The organism is Endozoicomonas sp. OPT23, assembly GCF_009653635.1.
Classification (GTDB): Bacteria; Pseudomonadota; Gammaproteobacteria; order Pseudomonadales; family Endozoicomonadaceae; genus Endozoicomonas_A.
This window is the reverse complement of sequence record NZ_PPFD01000002.1, coordinates 243,015-266,575: the sequence shown is the minus strand read 5'-3', so window position 1 is coordinate 266,575 and position 23,561 is coordinate 243,015. Positions and strand designations below refer to the sequence as shown.

Here is a 23,561-nt window from a genome sequence, read left to right as displayed (position 1 = left end):
CCCAGATGCACAAACCCAATTCGCTCAAACGCTTCTTGTTTCACAGCCTGCGAAAGCTGCTGTTTACATGGGTAAGAACCACCGTCAAAAACAATGATGCAGAGTCCCTTGGTCTGCAATCTGACAAACCCGTGTGTTACGTTCTTCGCAATCGCTCCTACTCCGACCTTATGGTGGTTGAACAGGAGTGCCGACGGGCTGGCCTGCCACGCCCCTATGCTTTTATTCATCAGGACAAAAAGGAAGGCTCTCAGGCTTTCTTCTATCTGACCCATCAGCGCGGCGTAATTCTCCAGCGAGAACACCCCGGCACCACGACCACTCTGAAACACCTGATACAAGAGTCTGAAGAAAACCCTGAACTGGATGTTCAGCTGGTGCCTGTCAGCATCTTCTGGGGGCGTACTCCAGAGAAAGAACAGTCAGCACTTAAGCTACTGTTTGACTGGAACTTCAGCCTTGGTGGTCGCTTCAGCAAGTTTATGGCGATTCTTCTTCATGGTCGTCAAACCATGGTGCATTTCAATCCAGCTATGTCTCTGAGAGAAATGGTGGATGAAAGTCAGGACTCTTCACGTACTCTGCGCAAGGTTGGCCGTGTTCTTCGGGTACACTTCCGACAGCTGCGTGAGTCTGTGATTGGTCCGGATCAATCCCATCGTCGTATTCTGGTCAACGGTCTGATTCATACTCCTCAGATGCGTAAAGCCATTGAAGCCGAAGCCTCTGCCCGTGAAATCACACTGGTTGAAGCTGAGCAGAAGGCTCGAAAATACGCCAACGAAATAGCGTCTGACTATTCATACCCTGTCGTCAGGTTTATGGATATTCTGCTGACCTGGTTCTGGAACAAGCTCTACAACGGCGTTTCCATCAATAATATTGATCAGGTCAAAGAGCTGTCTCAAAAGAACAGCATTATCTATGTGCCTTGCCACCGCAGCCACATCGACTACCTATTACTGTCGTACGTTCTCTACTACGAAGGGCTGACACCGCCGCACATCGCTGCCGGTATCAACCTGAATATGCCAGTGGTCGGTTCCATCCTGCGCAAAGGCGGTGCCTTCTTTATGCGCCGCACGTTCAGAGGCAACCCGCTCTACAGTGCCGTATTCCATGAATACCTCTACTCACTGTCCAGCCGTGGCTTCCCTATTGAGTACTTCGTGGAAGGTGGCCGTTCACGTACAGGTAGAACGCTGAATCCGAAAGCCGGTATGATCTCTTTAAGCCTGCGCAGCTTCCTGAGAAATAACCGTAAGCCGGTCGTTTTTGTGCCTGTCTACATCGGCTATGAAAAACTGCTTGAAGTTAACACTTACATGAGTGAGCTTCGCGGCAAAAGCAAGAAGAAAGAGTCCCCTCTGGATATCTTTAAAACCTTCTCTGCCCTGAAAGACGAGTTTGGTAAAGCCTGGATCAACTTCGGTGACCCCATCAACATGGGTGACTTCCTCGATCAACAGGCGCCACAATGGCGTGACACTGATATCTCAGACGGCCATAAGCCGGACTGGCTGAAGAAAACCACCAGCAATCTGGCCTTTGGCATTGCCAGTGGCATCAACTCGGCCGCTGTTATTAACCCGGTCAACCTGGTTTCTATGGCGCTGCTGTCCGCACCTCGTCATGCATTAGGCGAGCATGAACTTGTACTACTGCTGGATACCTACCGTAGCCTGCTAGCCAGAGCGCCTTACAGTGACAGCACTGTAATGACGGATCTGGATGGCTACGGTATGGTCAAGTACGTCGAAAACCTCGATGTACTGCACAAGACCAGCGATTCTCTCGGTGACGTTTACAGCCTTGATGAAAAGACAGCTATTGTAATGACCTACTACCGCAACAATGTTCTGCACATGTTTGCGGTACCGTCGCTACTGAGCTGCCTGTTCGTTAATAACAGTAAGCTGAGCCAGCGAGATATCTACCGTGTCTGCAGTATTCTCTACCCTTACCTGAAATCCGAACTGTTCCTGAAATGGAGCAACCACGGATTTATCAAGGTAGTGAAACAATGGCTGAATGCCATGGTGGAAGAAGGCCTTGTCATCAAGACTGAAGATGGTTACTACCAGCCACCTGAACACAGTTCATCCCAGTACGTTGTACTGACCGTGCTGTCCCGTGCAATCTCCCAGACTCTGGAACGTTTCTACACGGTTATCAGCCTGCTGATCAGCAATGGCAGCGGCTTTATCGAACAGGAAACTCTGGAGAAACAGAGCCGCGACCTTGCACAACGACTGTCTATTATTCACGGTCTGAACGCACCGGAGTTCTTCGACAAAAACCTGTTCAAAGGCTTTATCGAACAACTGCGTCAGAACGACATCATCGACATCAGCCTGACCAACAAGCTGAATTTTGGTGAAGAAGTGAAAATGGTCGCAGACGAAGCCTTCAAGGTACTGACCAGTGAAGTACGCCACAGCATCCTGCAGGCCACTCACAGTCAACCGACGCCTATTGAAGAGCCGCAGTCGATTTAACTAAAACAGCCACACTCTAACTGTTGTGTGGCTTGAAGGTTAGAACCTTCTTTAGGGAAAGGAGCTGGTTTACTGTTCCAAAGGCCATGGATGGCCGGCTAGCGACTCTGTGCAGGACTGCACAGTGGAGCGGGCACAGTAAACCAGCTTCTTGACCGATATGCACAAGCCATTAACAATCAATCAAAGGCTTTCAGTGCATGAATATCATAACGACAAGCCTTACCTACCAAACGATACGTAGGTTCCTTACTACCTAAATCTGGTGCTCCCTTCGGTCTCTTCACAGCTACACGATGCTTAGCCAACTGCAAAGCAGGCTCCAGCAACTCATCCGCATCCGGATCTCCACTCAAAAGCTCCTGAAAAATCCGCATCTCTTTCTTTACCAGTGCAGACTTATCCCGATGAGGAAACATGGGGTCCAGATAAACAACATCGTATTCCTGCCCTGCAGATACCATCTCCTGCATTGCCAGCCGACTGTCCTTCTTGATCAGGGTGATACGACCAGCAATATCTGAAACTTCAGGGTCTTCTATTGCCCGTTTCAAACCATCTTCCAGCAAAGCACCAATCACTGGCGAACGCTCAATTACTGAAACAGTACAACCTAGGCTAGCCAGAACAAACGCATCACGACCAAGGCCACCGGTAGCATCCAGCACATGAGGCTTAGAGCCCTTATTCATACCAACCGCTTTGGCAATATCCTGACCTTTACCACCACCGAATTTACGACGATGTCCTGCTTTACCGCCAACAAAGTCAACAGCGACAGGCTTCTCCTTACTCTTGAAATGTCTCAGGGATAAAACCTGATCAATATAACTCAGTATCAGATCATCTTGCTCAAGCTTCCCCGCTTCAGAAAGAAAACGGGCATCAGGAATGGCTTTTTTAACGTCCAGTAACAGGGAGTCATCGCTGGCGGGACTTGGGTATTCAATAATCATGCTCTGTTCAACGGACAGTAATGCTTGCAAACAACAGGATCAACGATGACTGGTATTCCAGCCATCGAGAACAAGGACAGAGCTGATAAAAACTAGCGGGGCTGAGCAACCACTCTCAGATAAGGCTTAAGGGTTTTCCAGCCTTCCGGGAATTTCTGCTTAGCCTGCTCATCAGTCACTGAAGGCGGGATAATAACATCTTCACCGGGCTGCCAGTTAACAGGCGTTGCAACTGTGTGCTTACTGGTTAGCTGAATGGAATCCAGAGATCGCAGAATCTCGTTAAAGTTACGGCCTGTGGTCATTGGGTAAGTCATCATCAACTTGATCTTCTTATCAGGTCCAATGATAAACACCGTTCTGACCGTAGCATTATCCGCAGGTGTACGGCCTTCAGAAGAACCCTCTTCTTCCTCTGGCAGCATATTGTAGAGTTTGGCGACATTCAGATCGGTATCCGCAATCATCGGATACTGGGGCAGACTACCCTGAGTTTCCTCAATATCCACAACCCAGCGATCATGGTTATCCACAGGGTCGACACTCAGACCAATAATCTTGCAGTTGCGGCGATCAAACTCCGGCTGCAGTCTGGCCATATAACCCAGTTCTGTGGTGCAGACAGGAGTGAAATCTTTTGGGTGAGAGAAAAGGATGGCCCAGGAATCGCCAATCCAGTCATGGAAACTGATTCGACCTTGAGTGGTTTCTGCGGAAAAGTCAGGTGCTGTAGAGTTAATTCTTAATGTCATGATCTTCCTCTAAACAGTGTTTTCGAAATATCAGATACAATTCGACCATTTAGGGGTTGTTGAGGTTTTATCGCGAGCTCAGTGGTTCGTAAAGCGGTCTTCTGCAAGGCGGGCTGGTGCAGCGTGTAGTATTCTACATCAAGCCAGTCCAACGCAGTCAGAAGGCCGCTTTACGAACCACCCGAAGGGCCAAAACCAGAATTCCCGTGCCGTTGTTGCAGTGGTTTGAAAGACATGAGTATTCCTGCACCACTACGCCTAGTCACGGAAACTCTGGCTTTGGCTGAGCACGCAATAAAACCTCAACAACCCCTAGGCAGAAGGTTCGTCTGTTGAAGTAAAGCCTGTTTAAAGGATTGATCAACTGCTTTGAAGCAAGTTTTTAGAAACAATGTTTAAATCCATAATCGAAATCAGTGTGATCGATTATGGATATAAATTCACACTAAGGTTACCCAAAGCAGAACTGCGCCAAGAATAAAGCGGTAAATAACGAAAGGCATCAAACCAATACGGTTGATAAAGGACAGGAAGAAATGAATACAAATCCAGGCACTGACAGCCGCAACGGCAGCTCCACTGAGTAAAACATTCCAATCAATAGAACTGGTGTCCTGCAATAAATCCAGAACCAGCAACAGACCCGCTCCCAGAATCACCGGGATAGAAAGCAGGAAAGAAAAACGAGCGGATGCTTCGCGGGTTAACCCCAACATTAGAGCCGCTGTCATGGTGATACCTGAACGAGAAGTGCCGGGAATCAAAGCCAGAGCCTGAGCAAAACCAATGATCATTGCCTGTTTAAAGGACAGTTTCTCCAAAGGCTGAACTCTCTTACCTTTCAGGTCTGCGTAACCTAACAAAGCACCAAAGATCAAAGTAGTTCCAGCTATTACGGCTACGGTGCGCATGGCTTCATCCAGGCCAACAGCCTTTAATGCCAGACCAAACAGTACCGCAGGAAAAGTAGCAAAAATTAGATACCAGCCCAGACGGCTATTAACTGTTTTCTCCTTACCGGCCAGAGAGCCTAACCAGTCAAAGGCAATATTCATCAGGTCCTTACGGAAATAGCCAACGACTGCGGCTAGCGTTCCAAGATGAACCGCAACATCAAACGCCAGTCCCTGATCCTGCCAGCCCAGCAACTGCGCAGGCAAAATAAGATGCCCGGAGCTGGAAATAGGCAAGAACTCGGTAATACCCTGAATCAGGGCAAGAATTATTATCTGCAGACTATCCACAGAGTACTCTCCAAAAAGGATTCGATTAATTGTGCAGACACACCTAATCGAGTTTTAAATGGTCACTTACCCGCCTTGGCGGATAATTGACCGTTAGGCTGGGAATTTTTTGTATTTAACGTTCACTCTTTTTCAGAGCGACCTTATCTCTCAGGTATACAGGCATTGCCTGTTCAGCAGGCATAGCATTCCCCCTTTCAAACTCGCTGATTGCCAGTAAAGCAATATCCCCAGCACGAGGATAAGCCTCTGGTTGGCAACCAGTAACGACCGCAGCAATTTCATCACGGAACTGCCAGCCTGTACCTATGCCAAACCACTGGTCATCACCTTCAGGCATAGTTACCAGCGCTGGAGCCACAACCGTTTCTTCTATCACTGGTTGCATCAGACCACTCTGCTCACGAAAAGCTCCCCAGTACACCTCTCCCATACGGGCATCAATGGCTGTCAGAATCGATTGAGCCTTGTGCTGACGCAGGCCTTCCTGAGCCAGAGCCTGAAGCGTAGATACAGCAACCACAGGCTTTTCTACTGCAAAAGCTAACCCTTGAACCATCGCCGTTGCGACTCGCAGGCCCGTAAACGCACCCGGACCACGACCAAAAGCTAAAGCATTCATTTCAGACAGTTTCAGATTATTATCAGCCAGTAACTGCTCAATCATTTTAAGCAGCTCACGACTGTGACGGCGAGGTAGCATTTCAAAATGCTCGATAATTTCACCATCAATATTCAGGGCAACCGAGCAGGCTTCAGTCGCTGTATCCAGCGCTAACAACTTCATTACAAATTATCCGTAGCTCTTGAATGAACAAACGTCTCAATTTTCAGACATCGACATAAATAGGTTATTTACCCGCCTGCGGCGAGTAAATAACGGCTGACTAATCGATGAAGAGTGCCACACACTTAACGGAAAAAGGGACGCATTGCGTCCCTTTTTCTTAAACCAACAGCTTACGCTATCAAGCAGCAACAGGCTTCAAAGAGCTCAGTACTTGTGTCTTGATATCGTCAACACTGCCCACACCCTCGATACGGGCATAGCGAGTGTCAGCTTCAGCATTCTGATAGAAATCTACCAGTGGTGCTGTCTGGTCATGGTAAACACCCAGACGCTTGCGAACGGTTTCTTCAACGTCATCAGCACGCTGAATAAGCTCTTCACCGGTTACATCATCCTTACCTTCAACCTGTGGTGGGTTGTAAACAACATGGTAAGTACGGCCACTGCCAGGATGAACACGACGACCCGCCATACGCTGAACGATCTCTTCATCAGCAACAGCAATTTCTACTACGTGATCAATTGCAACACCCGCTTCGCGCAGTGCTTCAGCCTGAGGAATAGTGCGCGGGAAACCATCGAACAGGAAGCCGTTGGCACAGTCGTCCTTGGCAATACGTTCTTTAACCAGATCAATAATGATCTCGTCCGTTACCAGAGCTCCGGAGTCCATTACCGCTTTAACCTTCAGGCCAAGCTCAGACCCTTCCTTGATAGCAGCTCGCAGCATATCACCGGTAGAAATCTGGGGAATCCCAAACTCTTCCATGATGAACTGGGCTTGAGTTCCCTTACCAGCGCCTGGGGCACCCAACAGAATCACTCTCATGAATAAAGGCTCCTGTCTACAACGCTTTCGACTGGCGAAACAGCCATACACGCAAAAATCATTTCGTCACCTATCTATGAAGAGGAGGTGAGGAAATGATTTTCACGGCAAGGAGTACTGCGTTTCGTGCGCGAAAACTGTTGATTGACGATGTGTAAAAGGCCGAAAGGATATACAGATACAGGCTCTATGACAAGTTGTTCAATATCGCGACGCTTTTACCAACAATCACCATTATTGCCCATAAAATCATCAATTTTGTTCTGACACCTTGATATTTAACAGGAAAAAAAATGTGACTGGCCGATAGCACTTTCGATGAAAAACCATCAACAAAAAACAGTGCACTGATGATCATTGATTGCCTGGAGATACAAAAAATGAAGAACCTGCTCTCTTCAGTCACTATGACAGCTTTTACTTTTTCACTGCTGTTGATTCCTGAAACCGCAGTCAGCGTTCCCAACAGTAAAATTATGGGGCATCGCTGGTTAGTTTCTGCGATCAAGAATAACCGCTCACCTTCAGGCTACCTTGATCTGAAGAACTGCAAGTTGGATAAAAACATCAGTGACCTGCCACCGGATCGTAGAACCTATCGTATCTCTTTCGATGATAATTTTGCCTACGACCCGGAAAATGGCAATCTGAGTACCATCATGAATATTCTCTATCAGCAGACTAAAGAGCTGGGAGGCACACCTATTCTGATGAGCAGGCCAGCTACTATTATTCTCACCAGCAAACCGGCTACTGATTTTATCAGCTACCAGATAGTAATGACTCACAACGAGAAAACCATGATGCAGCTCTATAAGTGTTCATGGGACAAGGCTGTGTTTCTCTGGAAACCACAACTGGCAAGATTCGCCCGCTAGACCAGCCTCACTATAGATACTGCAGGGTCTCTGCTTTCACCTGCAGTGTGGAGTTGCTGCAGGTAGTCATCCCAGTACTGTTCTTTATTAATGCAAAGATCATAGAGATAGCTCCAGTCATATAAGCCGCTGTCGTGACCATCACTGAAAATAATCTTGATGGCGTAGTTACCAACCATTTCAATGCCGGTGATCTGGACATTTTTTTTACCTACTTGTAAAACTGGCTGACCATGGCCACGGACTTCGGCTGATGGGCTCAGGGCTCTAAGCATTTCGCTACTCAAACAGAATGCATCACCATTGCCGTACATTAGTTCCAGCTCTCGAGATGACTCACGGACATTTAACTTCTGTGGTATTTGAGCCTGCATATAAAAGTCTTTCCTGATATTCCTATTGAGGTATGCGCTGCACTATGACATAAAAATAGTAAGGAATTATAAAGCAGCAGGGATTGCAGTGCAGAATACTCCTTTAATTCATACAGTCAGCCACGATGATGAGATAGACTTATTTGAGTTGGCAGAAAATCTGTACAAACAAAAACTTTTCATTATTTTTATTAGTGTACTGGCCACTGTGCTATCGGTAGCCGTTGCTCTAATGCTACCTGAAAGCTATACAACTCATGCTGTGGTTAACATCCCTCCCCAAGGCAGCCTGAATACATGGAACAGTCATATCAGTAGACTCCAGAGAACCTCTGAAAGCTCAACTGAAGAAAAAGAAAAACAGCAGGAACACCCACTATTTAAAAACCTCTATATTGGCCAGGAAACCAGCTACAGGGATTTTCAGCGTTTTCTGACCAGCCCTGCAACTAAACGCTCAGCATTCAAACAGTCAGCCTTATTCAGAATGCCTACAAACGAGGGAGCTGCACCTGATGAAAAAGCTGTCGAAGGCCGTTATAAAAACTTCCTTAAAAAATTATCTGTCTCAGTAGAAAAGAAAGGTTCCAGAACAACCGTAAGCTACAGCTCAAGAAAAGCTGAAGAGTCTGCTCGTGTAATTAATGACTTGCTGATTCCTCAGGCTAAAGCGCAATACATTGCATCACTGAAAGATAGTTATTTATCTTCAGTCGATACTGTAAAAAAACAGCTATTAACAGAAATAAAAAGAAAAGAAGCTAGGTTTAAATCTGCTAATCAGCAGCGATTAACTGAATTGCAAGAAGCTCTTAAAGGTGCCATTGCTGGCGATATTAAAGAACTGAGAACTTCCGAAATAACACCTACCGTTCTGAACAATGCAAGCTACCTTTTGGGCTCAAAAATTCTCAAATCCAGAATTGATACTGTCAGTAACCGTCTTGATCAATATCGATTTTATAGCCTGGAGAATGCTGGAACTGCAACTCAAAAGGCCTATATCAGCGGTGTCGATTCTCTGGTTTTCCAGCTAAAGCAGCTTAACCTGCTGAAAGTAGATTTTGATGCCATCCAGCCTTATACACTAGAGCAGGCAGCACCAGTTCCAGTATTACCCAGTAAACCCAAGAAAACCCTGATCGTAGCCATAGGTCTGATTCTAGGTCTGATGCTTGGTGTATTCGCAGCTTTATTGAAGATTGCTATTCGAGGCAGAAAGGAAAGACTAGAACAGGCCGACCAGATGCAAAAGCTTATGGCTGATCCTGCTTAATAGGTTGTTTGTAAGAGATAGTTACCTGCTATAAATGCTTGTCATAAATAATTGTTTGCCCGCTGAAAGCGGGCAAGCAATATAACAAGTCAACCCTTAGAGGATGTAACGACTCAGATCTTCATCCTGAACCAACTCACCGAGGTAACGATTGACGTAATCAGCATCAATCATCAGCGGTGAGTCTTTATGCTCCAGGGCGAGGTCTGCTGCGCTATAGGAGATCTCCTCCAGCAGACGTTCCAGAACCGTATGCAGACGACGGGCACCGATATTCTCGGTGCTCTCATTCACTGTCCAGGCCACTTCCGCAATACGAGCAATACCGCTTTTCTCAAAAGTGATGTTCAGTTCTTCTGTTTTCAGAAGCGCTTGATACTGCTCTGTCAAAGAAGCATCCGGCTCAGTCAGAATACGAACAAAGTCGGCGGTGCTCAGAGCTTTCAGTTCCACACGGATTGGCAGACGACCCTGAAGTTCCGGAATCAGATCAGACGGCTTGGCCAGATGGAAAGCACCGGAAGCGATAAACAGGATATGGTCAGTTTTGACCATGCCGTATTTGGTAGAAACAGTGCAACCTTCAATCAGTGGCAGCAAGTCACGCTGAACACCTTCACGGGAAACATCACCACCTGAACCACCCGCGCCAGCGCGCTTGGCAACCTTATCGATTTCATCGAGGAAAACGATACCGTTCTGCTCAACCGATTCAACCGCTTTGGCTTTCAGTTCATCTTCATTAACCAGCTTGGACGCTTCTTCGTCCTGTACCAGTTTAAAGGCATCTTTAACTTTCAGCTTGCGCTTCTTCTGCTTGCCCGTGTTCATGTTGGAAAACATGTTCTGCAGCTGAGACGTCATCTCTTCCATGCCAGGAGGTGCCATGATTTCAACACCAGCGGCAGCTTCACGGACATCAATTTCGATTTCCTTGTCGTCCAGCTGGCCTTCTCGCAGTTTCTTACGGAACACCTGACGGGTAGCATTATCCTGAGGCTTTTCAGCTTCTTCAGAGAAGCTGCGAGCTGGCGGCAGCAGCGCATCCAGAATACGTTCTTCAGCTGCATCCAGAGCACGGCTTTTAACCCGTTCCACTTCCTGCTCACGCAGCATTTTGATCGCAGCGTCCATCAGGTCACGAACGATGGATTCTACGTCACGGCCCACATAACCCACTTCGGTGAACTTGGTGGCTTCTACCTTCAGGAAAGGAGCGTTGGCCAGCTTAGCCAGACGACGAGCCACTTCTGTTTTACCGACACCGGTTGGGCCGATCATCAGAATATTCTTTGGTGAAATTTCGTTGCGCAGCTCTTCGTCCAGCTGCATACGACGCCAGCGGTTACGCAGGGCAATAGCTACTGCACGCTTGGCGTCGTCCTGTCCAACAATATGCTTGTCCAGCTCATGGACAATTTCGCGGGGAGTCATATTTGACATGCTTTCAACTCTTCCTAATCAACACTGTTCAGCAGGTATTTCTATGTGAAGAACATACAAATTCGTTTAAGTGTGTCTGCACATTTAGACACATACGAACAGCGTTGCTTTTAATTCTGTTGATCAGCTTTCCAGCTTGATCTCTTCAATAACACGATTGTGGTTGGTGTACACACAAACGTCGGCAGCAATGGCAAGACTCTTTTCAACGATGTCTCTCGCGCCCAATTCAGTGTTTTCATACAGGGCTTTGGCTGCGGACTGAGCAAAGAAACCGCCGGAACCGATGGCCAGAATGCCATCTTCAGTGTTCATAACATCGCCGTTACCAGTAATAACCAGAGAAGCGCTGGCGTCAGCGACAATCAGCATGGCTTCCAGACGGCTCAGGGTGCGGTCGGTACGCCATTCTTTGGCCAGCTCAACAGCGGCCTTTTCAAGGCGGCCCTGGTACTTTTCCAGCTGGGCTTCAAAGCGTTCAAACAGGGTAAAGGCATCAGCGGTGCCACCGGCAAAACCGGCAATGACTTTACCTTTGTAGAGGCGACGAACTTTGTGAGCATTACCCTTGATGACGGCATCACCAAGAGAGACCTGTCCGTCACCGCCTACAACCACGCTGTCGGCTCTACGGACGGACAGGATGGTGGTGCCACGATACTGTTTCAAAGGTGAACTCCTTTGGCTTAATAGCTTGATTCAGACTCTTAATATTGGGGAGTTTCTGCAAATAACAAGGGGAAACGAATAAAATTTCAATTGTTTCTATCGCAACTAAATATCTATAATAGAAACAAATAAGAAAAACATCTACGGTCAAAAACACTTTTCAAGCATGAGGGAATAGCATGAGAAGATTCATAGTGACGACTTTTATACTGGGTCTGAGCACCTGCACCCTTTCAGTATTTGCCAGGATGTCTACTGAAGAGGTTTTAATCACTACCTACAAAATCCAGTCCATGACATGGACTAATGAGCCTACAGAGATATCACCTTATATTTCTGCACTTAAAAGACAGAAAAATAGCGATCCTGTATTGCTGGAATGGCTGGAAAAAAGAAGTCTGATGCTCTCTGAAAAACGACAGCTCGATCATTTCTCAAATGAGACCTATCAGGCTAACCAGAATACCTTTGAAACCCTTCAATACCACCTTCAGGCATCGTTAAAGAATTCACATCCCGTCAACGACATTAATCTGAAAACAAGCCTGAAACTATTAGATCTGATTCTTCTTTACAGCTTTCTATCTGGCGATGAAGACAGTAAAGAGCTACTGGGTATGTATCCATTTGCAGAAGAAGCCATCAGCGACATTGACCGATTGTTCGAGTCACCAACCAGCGAAATGAAAAAAGTCAGACACATTTGGAAATATATTCGAACAGGGCTGGTAAGCGGACGATATAGAGAAGCCAATGCCATCCAGCGATATGGCTTTGACATGGTAGAAGGATTACTGTCGCTAAAGTAATCGCTCTGAAAAAATGCGGGGTTCGAGCTAAAGCACAGCCCCGCATTAGAGGTTTTTAGACCATGCCAAAACACTTCAGGATAAACGCATAATCAAACGCCACTTCATCAATCCATTCATAACGTTTACTGGCTCCCGCATGCCCTGCACCCATGTTCATATTTAGCAATATATGGTTGGAGTCGGTTTTATATTCTCTGAGCTTTGCCACCATTTTTGCAGGTTCCCAGTAGGTGACCTGTTCGTCAGAGATGCCCGAGTTAAAAAGTATGGGCGGGTAATCAGCGGCGCTGATATTGTCGTAGGGGGAATACTGGCTGATGTATTCGAAGTCAATCTTGCTTTCTATTGGATTGCCCCACTCTTCCCACTCAGGAGGAGTGAGTGGCAAGGAAGCATCACTGATGGTTGTGATCACATCAGAGAAAGCAACATCTGCGACAACTGAACCAAACAGGTCAGGGCGAAGATTAGTAACAGCGCCCATCAGTAAACCACCGGCACTGCCGCCATTGATGGCTATCTGACCTTTGGACGTGTACTGATTCTGAATCAGGTGTTCGCAGCAGTCGATGAAGTCATGGAAGGTGTTCATCTTCTTTTCCATTTTGCCATCGAGATACCATTGGTAGCCTTTTTCATCACCGCCACGAATATGAGCGACAGCGTAGACAAAACCACGATTTACCAGACTGAATAACTTTCCTGAAAAAGCGGCTGACATGCCATAGCCGTAAGAACCATAGCCGTATACCAGCGCTTTGGCAGAACTATCCTGCTTCAGATCTTTTCTGTGAATGATCGTCAACGGTACGCTTTCGCCATCACGGGCTTTGGCAAACTCACGTTTCACCACATACTGGCTTGAATCAAAGTTGGGGACTTCCCGGGTATAAATACTTTCTGTCTCACCTGAATCAAGGTTGAGTTCAAAAACCTGTTCAGGTCTGACAGGAGATTCGTAGTCAAACATGACCTTTGTCGACTGATGATCCCAGGCACCGATAAATTCAAGGCTGTAGGCTTCATCCGGCATCGAGATAACCCGCTCGTTGCCGGAGTTCATATCCCTGACAACAATTTCATCCAAAGCCTTTTCGTTGTTACGCTTTTCAGAAACGAGATAATGACTGTAGAAGTGAATGCTGTTCAGACAGAGTTTAGAGTCTTCTGGCAGAAACTCCTGCCAGTGTTCCTGTCCCCACTTCTCACGCTGAGCGGGGCTCTTCAGTATTTTGAAGTTGTTGGCTTCACCTTCATTAGTCAGGATATAGAACTCGTCCTGATAATGATCAAGAGTGAAAGAGACATCATTTTCTCCCAGGGCAAACTCATGGAACTGATGACTGCCAGCCTCAGAAACGAAGACACTGTGAGTTGAACCACTGTCGAGATTCAGCAAGTAGTATTTTCGATCATTGGTTTTCGACAGCGACATAAACATGCTGTCGTACTTCTCCGGCTTGGAGAAGATCAACTCACGCTGTTCATAGCCTTTGTGGATATTAACTCGATAAACATCCCGCCCACGGGAAGCTTCATCTCTTTCAACGATATATAAGTGCTCATCGTCGTCCCAGATAAAGGAACCGGTACTGTCAGGGAACTCCCAATCCATATCCTTACCTGTTGCCAGATCACGGACACGGATAGTGGCTTCCATAGAGCCAGTCAGATTGAAGCTGTAGGCATAAAAAGTCTGGCTTCTGTTGGTGGAAGCAGCACCTGTCATAAACAGATCATGACCTTCAGCTTCAACATTGACGTCAAAATAAATCTCTTCACTGGCACTCAGTGACTGAAACTTGCGACAAAGAATCGGGTAGTTTTTGCCTTTCTCTTCCCGTGAGTAATAGAAGTAGTCGCCTTTTTTAATCGGGCAGGACTGATCGTCTTCTTTCACTCTTGAAAGAATCTCGTCGTACAGATTTTTCTGAACGCCTTTGTACTCTGCCATCACGGCGTCTTTATAGGCATTCTCGGCTTCGATATAGGCTTTGATCTCAGGGTTAGCAAAATCCATATCGCCCTGAATAAACTTCTGCCAGTTTTCATCGCGCAGCCAGTGGTAAGGATCGTTTCGCTCCTGACCATGCTGCTTAATGATATGGTCAATTTTCTGAGCAACCGGTGCTTTCAGGGTCATTATTTAATTCTCAATAACAGGCCATCAATTTTATGTTCTGCCAGAACCTTTCTGGCCTGATCAATACTTTCACTGGTTTCAAAGGGTCCCAGCTGAACCCGATGCCAGGCTTCGCCGGAACCTATGGTGACCTTCACCACTCTCGGTGTTTGACCTGCCAGTAATAATCTCGCTTTCAATCGTTCCGCATCCTGACTGCTTCTGAAAGAGCCTGCCTGAAGCAAGTATTTATGCTGCTTCTTTGCTGGCTTTGGCTTTGCAGCAGCTACCTGAGGTTTAGCTTTGTCAGGTTTGGCTGGTTGCACGCGGAGCTGTGATTCAGGCTCTTCCACCGGTAGAATCACTTCAGATTCGGGCAGCACAGTATAGAAATCAAATACCGGACTTGCCTCAGAAGAGCTCTGCCTGGAAGCGTCTTTGTTACTGCTATCAACCACTACATCCACAGGGGTTGGTGTCAGCTTGATTAAAAACGCAACAAAAAAACCGGCGGCAAAGCCTGTCAGCAACAGCAGCCAGGCTGGCAGTCTGCGTTGAGTGGAAGTCTTCTTCCTTGAAGCACCTTTACGGGCACCTCTGTTTGAAGGTGTACGGGAACTCATGATGGCACCAACTGATTACATAGTATGTGGACACATGTAATCGAATATCCAGTCAGCTATTGCCCACCGAGGCGGTGGGCAATAGCTTGTAAATTCGTATGTCCGGGTTCTTACTCCTCATAGTATCACGACGATATATAAGTACGAATGTGCTGGTTTGCATTGCTTTCTATTGTCTCAAACAGGGTTTATTCGCTATTATTTCCGGTTATGAAAATCCACTCTCTTACCAATTCCCCAGTCAGCACAACGGCACCTCAAAAGCTGTCCGCTGACGGCACTCGCCTTAATCATCAAGGCGAATTCACCACCTCAAAGAATTGGTCTGGCCTGCGACGACGCTGCTACTGAACAGGCTGTCCAGCAGAGAGTTCCCAGTAGAGAGCTACCAACGCAAAACCAGACGGCCGGACAATAAAAAGCAGGCTGCACCCGTTTTATGCTGAAGTCAGCTCATCAAAGCTGTCATTGCAAAGATTTTGATACCTTTTGAACCAAGGATTTACTGAATGAATATTCTCAAGCTGCTTGAAGACAGAGTCATCAGCGCATTGAAAGCGGCTGGTGCTCCGGAAGATACAGCTCCTATGGTCCGGGCCAGTGCCCGTGCCAACTTTGGTGATTATCAGTGTAATGCTGTGATGGCCGCCGCCAAGAAAATGGGCATGAAACCCCGTGATCTGGCTCAGCAGGTGATCGACCAGCTTGACCTGGAAGGTATTGCTGAAAAGACTGAAATTGCCGGCCCAGGTTTTATCAATATTCATCTGGCACCGGAATGGCTCGCCAGCAGCCTGCAACCAGCCGTTAACGATGAACGTGTCGGTGTTGCAAAAACAGCTCAACCTCAAACCGTGATTGTTGATCTGTCAGCGCCTAACGTTGCCAAAGAAATGCATGTGGGTCACCTGCGTTCCACGGTTATTGGTGACGCTTCTGCCCGTACTCTGGATTTTCTGGGTCACAAGGTGATTCGCCAGAACCATCTGGGCGACTGGGGCACACAATTCGGTATGCTGATTGCTCACCTGGAAGAACTGGAGCAGGACAGCCAGGAAGCTCAGGCGATGGAACTGTCTGATATGGAAACCTTCTACAAGGCGTCCAAGAAACGTTTTGATGAAGACGAAGACTTTGCCGTCCGTGCCCGTGGCTACGTGGTTCAGCTGCAGGGCGGCGACGAGTACTGCCTGAAGATGTGGCGCAAGCTGGTTGATATCACACTGGCTCACAACCAGGACGTTTATCAGCGTCTGAACGTACTACTGACTCCTTCAGACGTTATGGGCGAAAGTGCCTACAACGACAGCCTGCCAACCATTATTCAGGAGCTGGATAACAAAGGGCTGCTGAAAGAAGATCAGGGTGCCAAAGTCGTATTCCTGGACGAGTTCAAGAATAAGGATGGCGACCCAATGGGCGTTATCGTTGAGAAGTCCGGCGGTGGTTTCCTCTACTCCACAACTGATCTGGCAGCTCTACGCCATCGTACCAATGCTTTGAACGCTGACCGTATTCTTTATTATGTGGATGCCCGTCAAGGTCAGCACTTTGACCAGATCTTCACCATTGCCCGTAAGGCTGGCTTTATCACTGAAGAAACCAGTACTGAACACCATGCTTTCGGCATGATGCTGGGTAAAGACGGCAAGCCGTTCAAAACTCGTGCCGGCACCACCATCAAGCTGGTCGATCTGCTGGACGAAGCCGAAGAACGCGCCGCACGTCTGATTGCTTCCAAGGAAACTGATCTGTCTGAAGAGCAGAAGGTTCAGGTGATCAAAGCAGTTGCCATGGGTTCTGTTAAGTACTCCGACCTTTCAAAGAACCGCACCAGCGACTATGTGTTCGACTGGGACAATATGCTGGCCTTTGAAGGCAACACTGCACCTTACCTGATGTACGCTTACACTCGTGTGAAGAGCATCTTCCGTAAGGCGGGTGTCGCTGAATCCGACCTGACTGGCAAGATCAACATTACTGAAGCGACTGAACGTGATCTGGCTCTGAAGCTTGCACGCTTCAGCGAAACCATTGAGCAGGCAGCCCGTGAAGGAATGCCACACATTATCTGTGGCTACCTGTACGAGCTGTCCGGTGCGTTTATGAGCTTCTACGAGCAGTGTCCGGTAAACAAGGACGGTGTTGAAGCTGACGTTAAAAACAGCCGTCTGCAGCTTTGCGCTCTGACTGCTCAAACTCTGAAGACGGGTCTGGATCTGTTGGGTATTGAAACTGTAGAGCAGATGTAAAACTTCCCCCTTGCTTGTCACAGAAGCATTAGCCTCTATGCTTCTGTGACAAGCATCAATGATTAGTATTATCTATCGCTATCCAAATATAAATTTATTATACCAATCAACAAATATCACTTACTCTTTAATCCAAGACATTTTCAGACACCTGCTGATTTAGTTCGTTTACCAAGGGCTACAGCACTGTTTACCGAGGATAACTCCATGAGTATGAAAGATCGTATTGGTCAGAAAGTACCTTCCGTAACGTTTCCTGTACTGGAAAACGGAAACTGGAAAGCCGTCACCAGTGACGACCTGTTCAAGGGTAAAACCGTTGTTCTTTTCGCCCTTCCGGGTGCCTTTACTCCAACTTGTTCGTCTACCCACCTGCCTCGCTATAACGAACTGGCACCAGTATTTAAAGAGAACGGTGTGGATGACATTATCTGTCTGTCCGTAAACGACCCGTTTGTTATGAACGAATGGAAGAAAGATCTTCATGCCGACAATATCACCCTGATTCCTGATGGTAACGGTGAGTTCTCTGAAGGCATGGGCATGCTGGTCAACAAAAGTGAGATTGGCTTTGGTAAACGCAGCTGGCGTTATTCCATGCTGGTAAAAGACGGTGTGGTTGAGCAACAGTTTATCGAGCACGAAGAGCCAGGCGACCCGTTCAAGGTATCTGATGCAGATACCATGTTGAACTACATCAACAAGGATGCTGCTGAAAAGCCCTTTGCTACCGTGTTCAGTAAGCCAGGCTGTCCTTTCTGCGTAAAAGCTAAAGAGTTGCTGGTTGAGAAAGGTATTGAGTTTGAAGAAATTGAACTGGGTAAGGGAATCAGCAACCGCAGCCTGCGTGCTGTGAGTGGCCAACTCACCTGGCCACAGGTTTATATCGCTGGCGAGCACATTGGTGGTTCAGAAGAACTGGCAGCCTATTTTAAGTAAGTTTTGAACCGAAGCCTTGAGTGCATGTATTCAGGGCTTTGCTTTTGAAAAAGCTTGTAAAGTTACACTTCCAGATTAAACGTCACAGGCCCATCATTCAAAAGGCTGACCTTCATATCGGCACCAAATCTTCCGGTTGCTATATCAGGATGAAGTTCTCTGGCACGAGAAACGAAATAGTCGTACATCTTCTCGCCATGCTCTGGTGTCGCACCAGAGCTGAAACCTGGGCGCAGTCCCTTGCGGGTATCGGCCACCAAAGTAAACTGGGAAACAATCAATAAACCACCATCGGTATCTTTCAGACCCAGGTTCATTTTGCCGTTCTCATCACTGAATACACGGTATTTCAAAACTTTTTCCAGCAGTTTATTTACTTTGGCTTGATCGTCATCCTTTTCAACACCCAGAAACAGCAACAGCCCTTCCTGAATCTCTCCAACGGTTTCTCCGTCAACTACCACACTGGCGAACTGCACCCGTTGAATCAAACCACGCATATTAAAACTGCTCCATTCTTTCTATTGTTGGGTTTCGTGCCTCAACCCAACCTACGGTTTCATGACTGATTGAGAACACCCTCTAAATCAGGCTGTATCCGATGAAAATTTTCTGGCGAACTTATCCGTTGCCAGTATCAGGGCATCCACTATACCGGGTTCACTGGAGGAGTGCCCGGCTTCGCGGACTATAAACAGCTCTGATTCGGTCCAGTGTTCAGAGAGGGCCTGAGCATTATCCAGAGGACAGATCATATCGTAGCGACCATGGACAATAACGCCCGGAATCTGGTCAACGAACCGCATATTATCAATGATCTGATTGGGCTTTATGAAAGAATCATTCATAAAGAAATGAGCCTCTATTCTGGAAATAGCCAGAGCAGAATGAGGCTCACTGCATCGTTCTTCCAGTTCAGGGCAGGGTTTGAGAGTGCAGTTACGACCCTCCCAGAGTGACCAGTGTTTGGCGGCATTCATACGAGCCAGCTCATCATCACCAATCAGTCGTTTATGGTAAGCCGTCAACATATCACTGCGTTCATTCTCGGGAATAATTTCCTGAAAATGCTGCCAGTGGTCAGGAAAGATTCTTGCTGCTCCCTGATCCGTATAGAGCCAGTCGAGGTCCTGCTGCCGGGAAAGGAATATCCCCCGTAGTATCATTGCCTTCACCTGCATTGGGTGAGCCTGAGCATAAAGCAGTGCCAGCGTTGAGCCCCATGAGCCACCAAACAGCATCCACTTATCGACTTTCAGGTGAGATCTGATCTTCTCAATATCATCAATCAAATCCTGAGTGGAATTAGCCTCAATTTCTCCGTGTGGAGTAGATCGTCCACAGCCACGCTGATCAAACAAAATGATTCGATATTTTTCAGGATCAAAAAAACGACGACACTTTTCACTGCATCCAAGACCTGGACCACCATGAAGAAACAGCACTGGTATGCCATCAGGACTGCCACACTCTTCTATATAAATCTGATGAATGGAATCGACTTGCAATTGGTCGGAAGCATAAGGCTTTATGGCTGGGTAAAGCGTGTGCATGGGTCATCCTTCAGGAGCAAAAGGCATAAAACAGTTCAGGCAGAACCGGAAACTCTCTTTCCTTTACATTACTCCGGATATTGTCGATTTCCAAGGTAGTCTGATTCCTATGAAAATGAACTTTCAACTAGAACTGATGTCTTAAGCAATCATCCATACTACCAAAAAAAATCGATGTATAAGAACGAAGGTCTCAACTATCAAAAAACAACTATTTGGGTAGTAGCTCTTTATTTTTATCTGGCTCTGGCTTGCTCTACAGTCTCTGCCGAGCAGAATGCAGTCACACCATTCGACATCCTGACAGAAAATGGCTACATCACTGCACCATTCTGCTCGGGTGAGGAGAAAGAGCTATGCGAACAGAAGGTAAAAAACAGCCACTCTTTTGCAAAGCATGGTCAATTGCTGATTTTTTCCTCTAAAGGTGGCGGCGAGTTAGAGGTGAGTTTCATTGGAAAAGAAAACAGTTTCACCAACACCATTAAATTGTCGACTGATAAAGGTCGAACAGAGTTTTATCAGTTTCTGAATGAGCCCGCTTCAAAGTTAATATCGATCATCGAGAGTGTTCAGGACGAGAAGTCAGTAAGAGTCATGCTTGAAGTACGCGGGCAGTATGAAGCAGCATTTGAATTCTTTGAAACCGTTAAAGCTTATACCAGCTGGTGTAAAAACAGCATCACTTCAAGATGCGAAACGATGATGAATCACTTTGGCAGTGGGGTAATGTCCACACTAAAGTTCCTTCTTAGCTTCGGTTCTTTAGATCTGGAGGATCGACAGTTTGAGGATGATATGGATTTCTGAATTATAATCGTAATTGCTTCTTGAAAAAAAAGCCGGAGAGGTCATCGCAATCCGGCTTTTTTATTACTTCAAATAAAAGCTTACTTGCTGCGACCCGCACGCTTACGGTCATTCTCTTTCAGGAACTTCTTACGGATACGGATGAAGTTAGGTGTTACTTCAACCAGTTCATCGTCGTCGATGAATTCCAGAGCCTGTTCCAGAGAGTGCTTAACAGGTGGTGTCAGCTGGATGTTTTCGTCGGTACCGGAAGCACGAACGTTGGTCAGCTGCTTACCCTTAATCGGGTTAACTACCAGATCGTTTTCACGGTTGTGCAGACCAATAACCTGACCTTCGTAAACTTCTACGTTAGGTGGCAGGAACAGGCGACCACGTTCCTGCAGGTTCCACAGGGAGTAGCCCAGAACCTTACCGGTTACCATGGTAATCAGCACGCCGTTCTGACGGTGGCTTACTGTACCGTCTTTCACTTCACCGTAGTGATCGAAAACGTTGGTCAGAATGCCGCTACCGGATGTCATGGTCAGGAACTGGGAACGGAAACCGATCAGGCCACGAGCTGGCATAACGAACTCCAGACGAACACGCCCCTTACCATCAGGAACCATGTTGGTCAGTTCTGCTTTACGCAGACCCATTTCTTCCATCAGGGAACCCTGATGCTGTTCTTCCAGGTCGATAACAACCTGTTCAAACGGCTCCTGCATAACACCGTCGATTTCACGAACCACAACTTCCGGACGGGAAACACCCATCTCGTAGCCTTCACGGCGCATGGTTTCGATCAGTACAGACAGGTGCAATTCACCACGACCGGATACCTTGAACTTGTCTGCATCAGCACCTTGGTCAACACGCAGCGCTACGTTGTGCAGCAGCTCACGTTCCAGACGGTCCTTGATATTACGGGAAGTAACGTACTTACCGTCCTGACCCGCAAACGGAGAATCGTTTACCTGGAAGGTCATGCTTACTGTCGGCTCATCAACCGTCAGCGGAGGCAGTGCTTCAACATTGTCCGGGTGACACAGGGTATCGGAGATGTTCAGCTTGTCGATACCCGTTACGCAGACGATGTCGCCAGCACGGGCTTCTTCAACTTCTACACGCTCCAGCCCCATATGACCCATTACTTTCAGGATCTTGGCGTTACGCTCTTTACCATCAGCACCGATCAGACGGATCGGAGTAGAAGGCTTCAGGGTACCACGCTTGATGCGGCCGATACCGATAACACCCAGGAAGCTGTTGTAGTCCAGAGCAGAGATTTGCATCTGAAAAGCAGCATCAACGTCAACATCAGGTGTTGGTACGTTTTTAACGATCATTTCAAACAGTGGCTCCATATCTTCAGCCATGTTTTCAGGATCGTCACCGGCAATACCGTTCAGTGCGGAAGCATAGATAACCGGGAAATCCAGCTGCTCTTCAGTGGCACCCAGACGGTCAAACAGGTCAAAGACTTCATCCATAACCCAATCAGGACGAGCGCCCGGACGGTCAACCTTGTTGATAACAACGATTGGACGCAGACCCTGTTCGAACGCCTTCTGGGTTACGAAACGGGTCTGTGGCATTGGGCCGTCTACTGCGTCAACCAGCAACAGTACGGAATCCACCATGGACATAACACGCTCCACTTCACCACCGAAGTCGGCGTGTCCCGGAGTGTCCACAATATTGATGTGGTAATCTTTCCAGTTGATCGCAGTGTTCTTGGCCAGAATGGTAATGCCGCGCTCTTTTTCCTGGTCGTTGGAGTCCATGATGCGTTCTGCACCCTGATCCTTACGACCCAGAGTTCCGGACTGCTGCAGCAGTTTGTCTACCAGGGTGGTCTTACCATGGTCAACGTGAGCGATGATCGCTATGTTGCGTAACTTTTCTATCACAGTTTTTTCTCTCTAAAACCGGGACCGGTTCAACCGCCCTGTAAAACTTGTTCAACCCTGCTCTGCTCTATGCCTGTTTTGGCAGCATAAGTTGAGCAGAAAGTGTCGTCTTGTGTCAGATACTCAACATCCTGACTATATCGTGCCAGGTGTTTCAGATTTCTTAACCGCTGCTCTGTATCAAGAGGCCCGCGGCTAAAGCGCATATCGGCAATATCAATCAACCCCAGAGTTTTATCGGGGAGCTGCAGGATATTGCCCAGATGCAGAGACCGGAAATAAATACCTTTTTGCTGCAGGTCGGCATAATAGCTTGCCAGTTGACCTGTCAGCTCTTTTACAGAGTGTGTATCCAGTGTCGGAAAGACCTGCCGCAAGTTTTTACCTGGCAGAGGCTGATAATGCACAGCCGTTTCTTTCCAGCCTTTCAATCGATAGCAGCCCGTTATATCAACAGTCTGTACACCTCTGGCAATCAGCTTTTCCGCATTGCGGGCAAATTGCATAGAGTATGGCCAGAACCAGGCCTGACTGATCAGACTCTTCACTCGAAAGATTTTGATAAAGGAACCATCCTTCAGCCGGAGTACCTTGTCTCCGTCGTGATCCTTTTCAATAATCTCAGCGCCTTCCTTCATTCCATTGAATTCGTTTAAGGACAAACGTTCCAAAGACAGCCGCTGCAAACCTATCATCTATTCTGGTGACCTGCGTTCAACCCGGTGCGGACTCCATCAACCCGAACCGACTCTGTAAAAATGGCGGCTAATCTTACCTTATTCACCGGGCTTTGTATTCCCGGAGTGAGCCAATAATGAATTCTTGAGTAAAAAAGTCGGAAACAGA

At 47.3% G+C, this 23,561-nt stretch carries 21 protein-coding genes; 7 read left to right on the top strand and 14 right to left on the bottom strand.

What is annotated here, in order from left to right:
• Positions 1–5 precede the first annotated feature (5 nt).
• Positions 6–2,498 carry a glycerol-3-phosphate 1-O-acyltransferase PlsB gene (gene plsB / locus EOPP23_RS03040; protein ID WP_153764507.1) on the top strand — a complete coding sequence of 831 codons (2,493 nt, stop codon included), beginning with the start codon at positions 6–8 and terminating at the stop codon, positions 2,496–2,498.
• A 179-nt stretch (positions 2,499–2,677) separates the two neighbouring features.
• Here plsB and EOPP23_RS03035 read toward each other — a convergent pair whose 3' ends face one another.
• The 5 genes from EOPP23_RS03035 to adk form a co-directional block, all read right to left on the bottom strand.
• Positions 2,678–3,484: a class I SAM-dependent methyltransferase gene (locus EOPP23_RS03035; RefSeq protein WP_228550548.1), complete on the bottom strand. Its 807-nt coding sequence runs from the start codon at positions 3,482–3,484 to the stop codon at positions 2,678–2,680.
• Positions 3,485–3,546: 62 nt separating this feature from the next.
• Positions 3,547–4,206: a peroxiredoxin gene (locus EOPP23_RS03030; RefSeq protein ID WP_153764506.1), complete on the bottom strand. Its 660-nt coding sequence runs from the start codon at positions 4,204–4,206 to the stop codon at positions 3,547–3,549.
• A 440-nt stretch (positions 4,207–4,646) separates the two neighbouring features.
• Positions 4,647–5,450: an undecaprenyl-diphosphate phosphatase gene (locus EOPP23_RS03025; RefSeq protein WP_370514600.1), complete on the bottom strand. Its 804-nt coding sequence runs from the start codon at positions 5,448–5,450 to the stop codon at positions 4,647–4,649.
• Between the two features lie 115 nt (positions 5,451–5,565).
• Positions 5,566–6,237 (bottom strand): tRNA (adenosine(37)-N6)-threonylcarbamoyltransferase complex dimerization subunit type 1 TsaB, encoded by a 672-nt coding sequence (gene tsaB, locus EOPP23_RS03020; protein ID WP_153764505.1) that lies wholly within the window; start codon positions 6,235–6,237, stop codon positions 5,566–5,568.
• A 181-nt stretch (positions 6,238–6,418) separates the two neighbouring features.
• Positions 6,419–7,069 (bottom strand): adenylate kinase, encoded by a 651-nt coding sequence (adk, locus tag EOPP23_RS03015; RefSeq protein WP_153764504.1) that lies wholly within the window; start codon positions 7,067–7,069, stop codon positions 6,419–6,421.
• A 380-nt stretch (positions 7,070–7,449) separates the two neighbouring features.
• On the opposite strand from adk, the gene EOPP23_RS03010 reads away from it, so the two are divergent.
• Complete coding sequence (locus tag EOPP23_RS03010; protein ID WP_153764503.1) at positions 7,450–7,947, top strand: hypothetical protein; 498 nt, start codon at positions 7,450–7,452, stop codon at positions 7,945–7,947.
• On the opposite strand, the gene EOPP23_RS03005 is transcribed toward EOPP23_RS03010, so the two are convergent.
• On the bottom strand, positions 7,944–8,321 hold the full coding sequence (locus tag EOPP23_RS03005) for a gamma-butyrobetaine hydroxylase-like domain-containing protein (RefSeq protein ID WP_153764502.1): 378 nt from the start codon (positions 8,319–8,321) through the stop codon (positions 7,944–7,946). The genes EOPP23_RS03010 and EOPP23_RS03005 overlap by 4 nt on opposite strands.
• A gap of 88 nt (positions 8,322–8,409) precedes the next feature.
• Here EOPP23_RS03005 and EOPP23_RS03000 point away from each other — a divergent pair, with 88 nt between their 5' ends.
• The gene (locus EOPP23_RS03000; protein ID WP_153764501.1) at positions 8,410–9,597 is read left to right on the top strand and encodes a Wzz/FepE/Etk N-terminal domain-containing protein; all 1,188 of its coding nucleotides are present in this window, start codon (positions 8,410–8,412) and stop codon (positions 9,595–9,597) included.
• A gap of 96 nt (positions 9,598–9,693) precedes the next feature.
• On the opposite strand, the gene hslU is transcribed toward EOPP23_RS03000, so the two are convergent.
• Together hslU and hslV are read right to left on the bottom strand one after the other, a co-directional pair.
• Entirely contained in the window at positions 9,694–11,040 is a 1,347-nt protein-coding gene (hslU, locus tag EOPP23_RS02995; RefSeq protein ID WP_153764500.1) for an ATP-dependent protease ATPase subunit HslU, read from the bottom strand.
• Positions 11,041–11,163: 123 nt separating this feature from the next.
• On the bottom strand, positions 11,164–11,709 hold the full coding sequence (gene hslV, locus EOPP23_RS02990) for an ATP-dependent protease subunit HslV (RefSeq protein ID WP_153764499.1): 546 nt from the start codon (positions 11,707–11,709) through the stop codon (positions 11,164–11,166).
• A 179-nt stretch (positions 11,710–11,888) separates the two neighbouring features.
• Between hslV and EOPP23_RS02985 the strand changes: the two genes are divergently transcribed.
• Positions 11,889–12,518, top strand: a complete 630-nt coding sequence (locus EOPP23_RS02985; RefSeq protein ID WP_194842474.1) for a hypothetical protein — start codon at positions 11,889–11,891, stop codon at positions 12,516–12,518.
• Between the two features lie 55 nt (positions 12,519–12,573).
• Here the strand turns inward: EOPP23_RS02985 and EOPP23_RS02980 are convergent, their stop codons facing one another.
• Both EOPP23_RS02980 and EOPP23_RS02975 read right to left on the bottom strand, forming a co-directional pair.
• Complete coding sequence (locus EOPP23_RS02980) at positions 12,574–14,664, bottom strand: S9 family peptidase (RefSeq protein WP_153764497.1); 2,091 nt, start codon at positions 14,662–14,664, stop codon at positions 12,574–12,576.
• The gene (locus tag EOPP23_RS02975; RefSeq protein WP_153764496.1) at positions 14,664–15,266 is read right to left on the bottom strand and encodes an SPOR domain-containing protein; all 603 of its coding nucleotides are present in this window, start codon (positions 15,264–15,266) and stop codon (positions 14,664–14,666) included. Before EOPP23_RS02975 ends, EOPP23_RS02980 begins: the two co-directional genes overlap by 1 nt.
• 509 nt (positions 15,267–15,775) lie before the next feature.
• Between EOPP23_RS02975 and argS the strand changes: the two genes are divergently transcribed.
• Together argS and EOPP23_RS02965 are read left to right on the top strand one after the other, a co-directional pair.
• Positions 15,776–17,518 (top strand): arginine--tRNA ligase, encoded by a 1,743-nt coding sequence (gene argS, locus EOPP23_RS02970; protein ID WP_153764495.1) that lies wholly within the window; start codon positions 15,776–15,778, stop codon positions 17,516–17,518.
• A gap of 213 nt (positions 17,519–17,731) precedes the next feature.
• On the top strand, positions 17,732–18,457 hold the full coding sequence (locus tag EOPP23_RS02965; RefSeq protein ID WP_228550588.1) for a glutathione peroxidase: 726 nt from the start codon (positions 17,732–17,734) through the stop codon (positions 18,455–18,457).
• Between the two features lie 62 nt (positions 18,458–18,519).
• Here EOPP23_RS02965 and dtd read toward each other — a convergent pair whose 3' ends face one another.
• Together dtd and pip are read right to left on the bottom strand one after the other, a co-directional pair.
• Entirely contained in the window at positions 18,520–18,957 is a 438-nt protein-coding gene (gene dtd, locus EOPP23_RS02960) for a D-aminoacyl-tRNA deacylase (protein WP_153764493.1), read from the bottom strand.
• A gap of 87 nt (positions 18,958–19,044) precedes the next feature.
• Entirely contained in the window at positions 19,045–20,010 is a 966-nt protein-coding gene (pip, locus tag EOPP23_RS02955) for a prolyl aminopeptidase (protein ID WP_153764492.1), read from the bottom strand.
• Between the two features lie 174 nt (positions 20,011–20,184).
• Between pip and EOPP23_RS02950 the strand changes: the two genes are divergently transcribed.
• Entirely contained in the window at positions 20,185–20,820 is a 636-nt protein-coding gene (locus EOPP23_RS02950; protein ID WP_153764491.1) for a hypothetical protein, read from the top strand.
• Between the two features lie 80 nt (positions 20,821–20,900).
• On the opposite strand, the gene typA is transcribed toward EOPP23_RS02950, so the two are convergent.
• Positions 20,901–22,715 carry a translational GTPase TypA gene (gene typA / locus EOPP23_RS02945; RefSeq protein WP_370514597.1) on the bottom strand — a complete coding sequence of 605 codons (1,815 nt, stop codon included), beginning with the start codon at positions 22,713–22,715 and terminating at the stop codon, positions 20,901–20,903.
• A gap of 29 nt (positions 22,716–22,744) precedes the next feature.
• On the bottom strand, positions 22,745–23,410 hold the full coding sequence (locus EOPP23_RS02940) for a hypothetical protein (protein ID WP_228550546.1): 666 nt from the start codon (positions 23,408–23,410) through the stop codon (positions 22,745–22,747).
• Positions 23,411–23,561 lie beyond the last annotated feature (151 nt).

What these genes read in the sequence shown, in the direction of transcription:
- plsB (WP_153764507.1), top strand. Translation starts at nt 6, where the DNA reads ATGCACAAACCCAATTCGCTCAAACGCTTCTTGTTTCACAGCCTGCGA.
- EOPP23_RS03030 (WP_153764506.1), bottom strand. Translation starts at nt 4,206, where the DNA reads ATGACATTAAGAATTAACTCTACAGCACCTGACTTTTCCGCAGAAACC.
- tsaB (WP_153764505.1), bottom strand. Translation starts at nt 6,237, where the DNA reads ATGAAGTTGTTAGCGCTGGATACAGCGACTGAAGCCTGCTCGGTTGCC.
- adk (WP_153764504.1), bottom strand. Translation starts at nt 7,069, where the DNA reads ATGAGAGTGATTCTGTTGGGTGCCCCAGGCGCTGGTAAGGGAACTCAA.
- EOPP23_RS03010 (WP_153764503.1), top strand. Translation starts at nt 7,450, where the DNA reads ATGAAGAACCTGCTCTCTTCAGTCACTATGACAGCTTTTACTTTTTCA.
- EOPP23_RS03005 (WP_153764502.1), bottom strand. Translation starts at nt 8,321, where the DNA reads ATGCAGGCTCAAATACCACAGAAGTTAAATGTCCGTGAGTCATCTCGA.
- hslU (WP_153764500.1), bottom strand. Translation starts at nt 11,040, where the DNA reads ATGTCAAATATGACTCCCCGCGAAATTGTCCATGAGCTGGACAAGCAT.
- EOPP23_RS02985 (WP_194842474.1), top strand. Translation starts at nt 11,889, where the DNA reads ATGAGAAGATTCATAGTGACGACTTTTATACTGGGTCTGAGCACCTGC.
- EOPP23_RS02980 (WP_153764497.1), bottom strand. Translation starts at nt 14,664, where the DNA reads ATGACCCTGAAAGCACCGGTTGCTCAGAAAATTGACCATATCATTAAG.
- EOPP23_RS02975 (WP_153764496.1), bottom strand. Translation starts at nt 15,266, where the DNA reads ATGAGTTCCCGTACACCTTCAAACAGAGGTGCCCGTAAAGGTGCTTCA.
- argS (WP_153764495.1), top strand. Translation starts at nt 15,776, where the DNA reads ATGAATATTCTCAAGCTGCTTGAAGACAGAGTCATCAGCGCATTGAAA.
- EOPP23_RS02965 (WP_228550588.1), top strand. Translation starts at nt 17,732, where the DNA reads ATGAAAGATCGTATTGGTCAGAAAGTACCTTCCGTAACGTTTCCTGTA.
- dtd (WP_153764493.1), bottom strand. Translation starts at nt 18,957, where the DNA reads ATGCGTGGTTTGATTCAACGGGTGCAGTTCGCCAGTGTGGTAGTTGAC.
- pip (WP_153764492.1), bottom strand. Translation starts at nt 20,010, where the DNA reads ATGCACACGCTTTACCCAGCCATAAAGCCTTATGCTTCCGACCAATTG.
- EOPP23_RS02950 (WP_153764491.1), top strand. Translation starts at nt 20,185, where the DNA reads ATGTATAAGAACGAAGGTCTCAACTATCAAAAAACAACTATTTGGGTA.
- EOPP23_RS02940 (WP_228550546.1), bottom strand. Translation starts at nt 23,410, where the DNA reads ATGATAGGTTTGCAGCGGCTGTCTTTGGAACGTTTGTCCTTAAACGAA.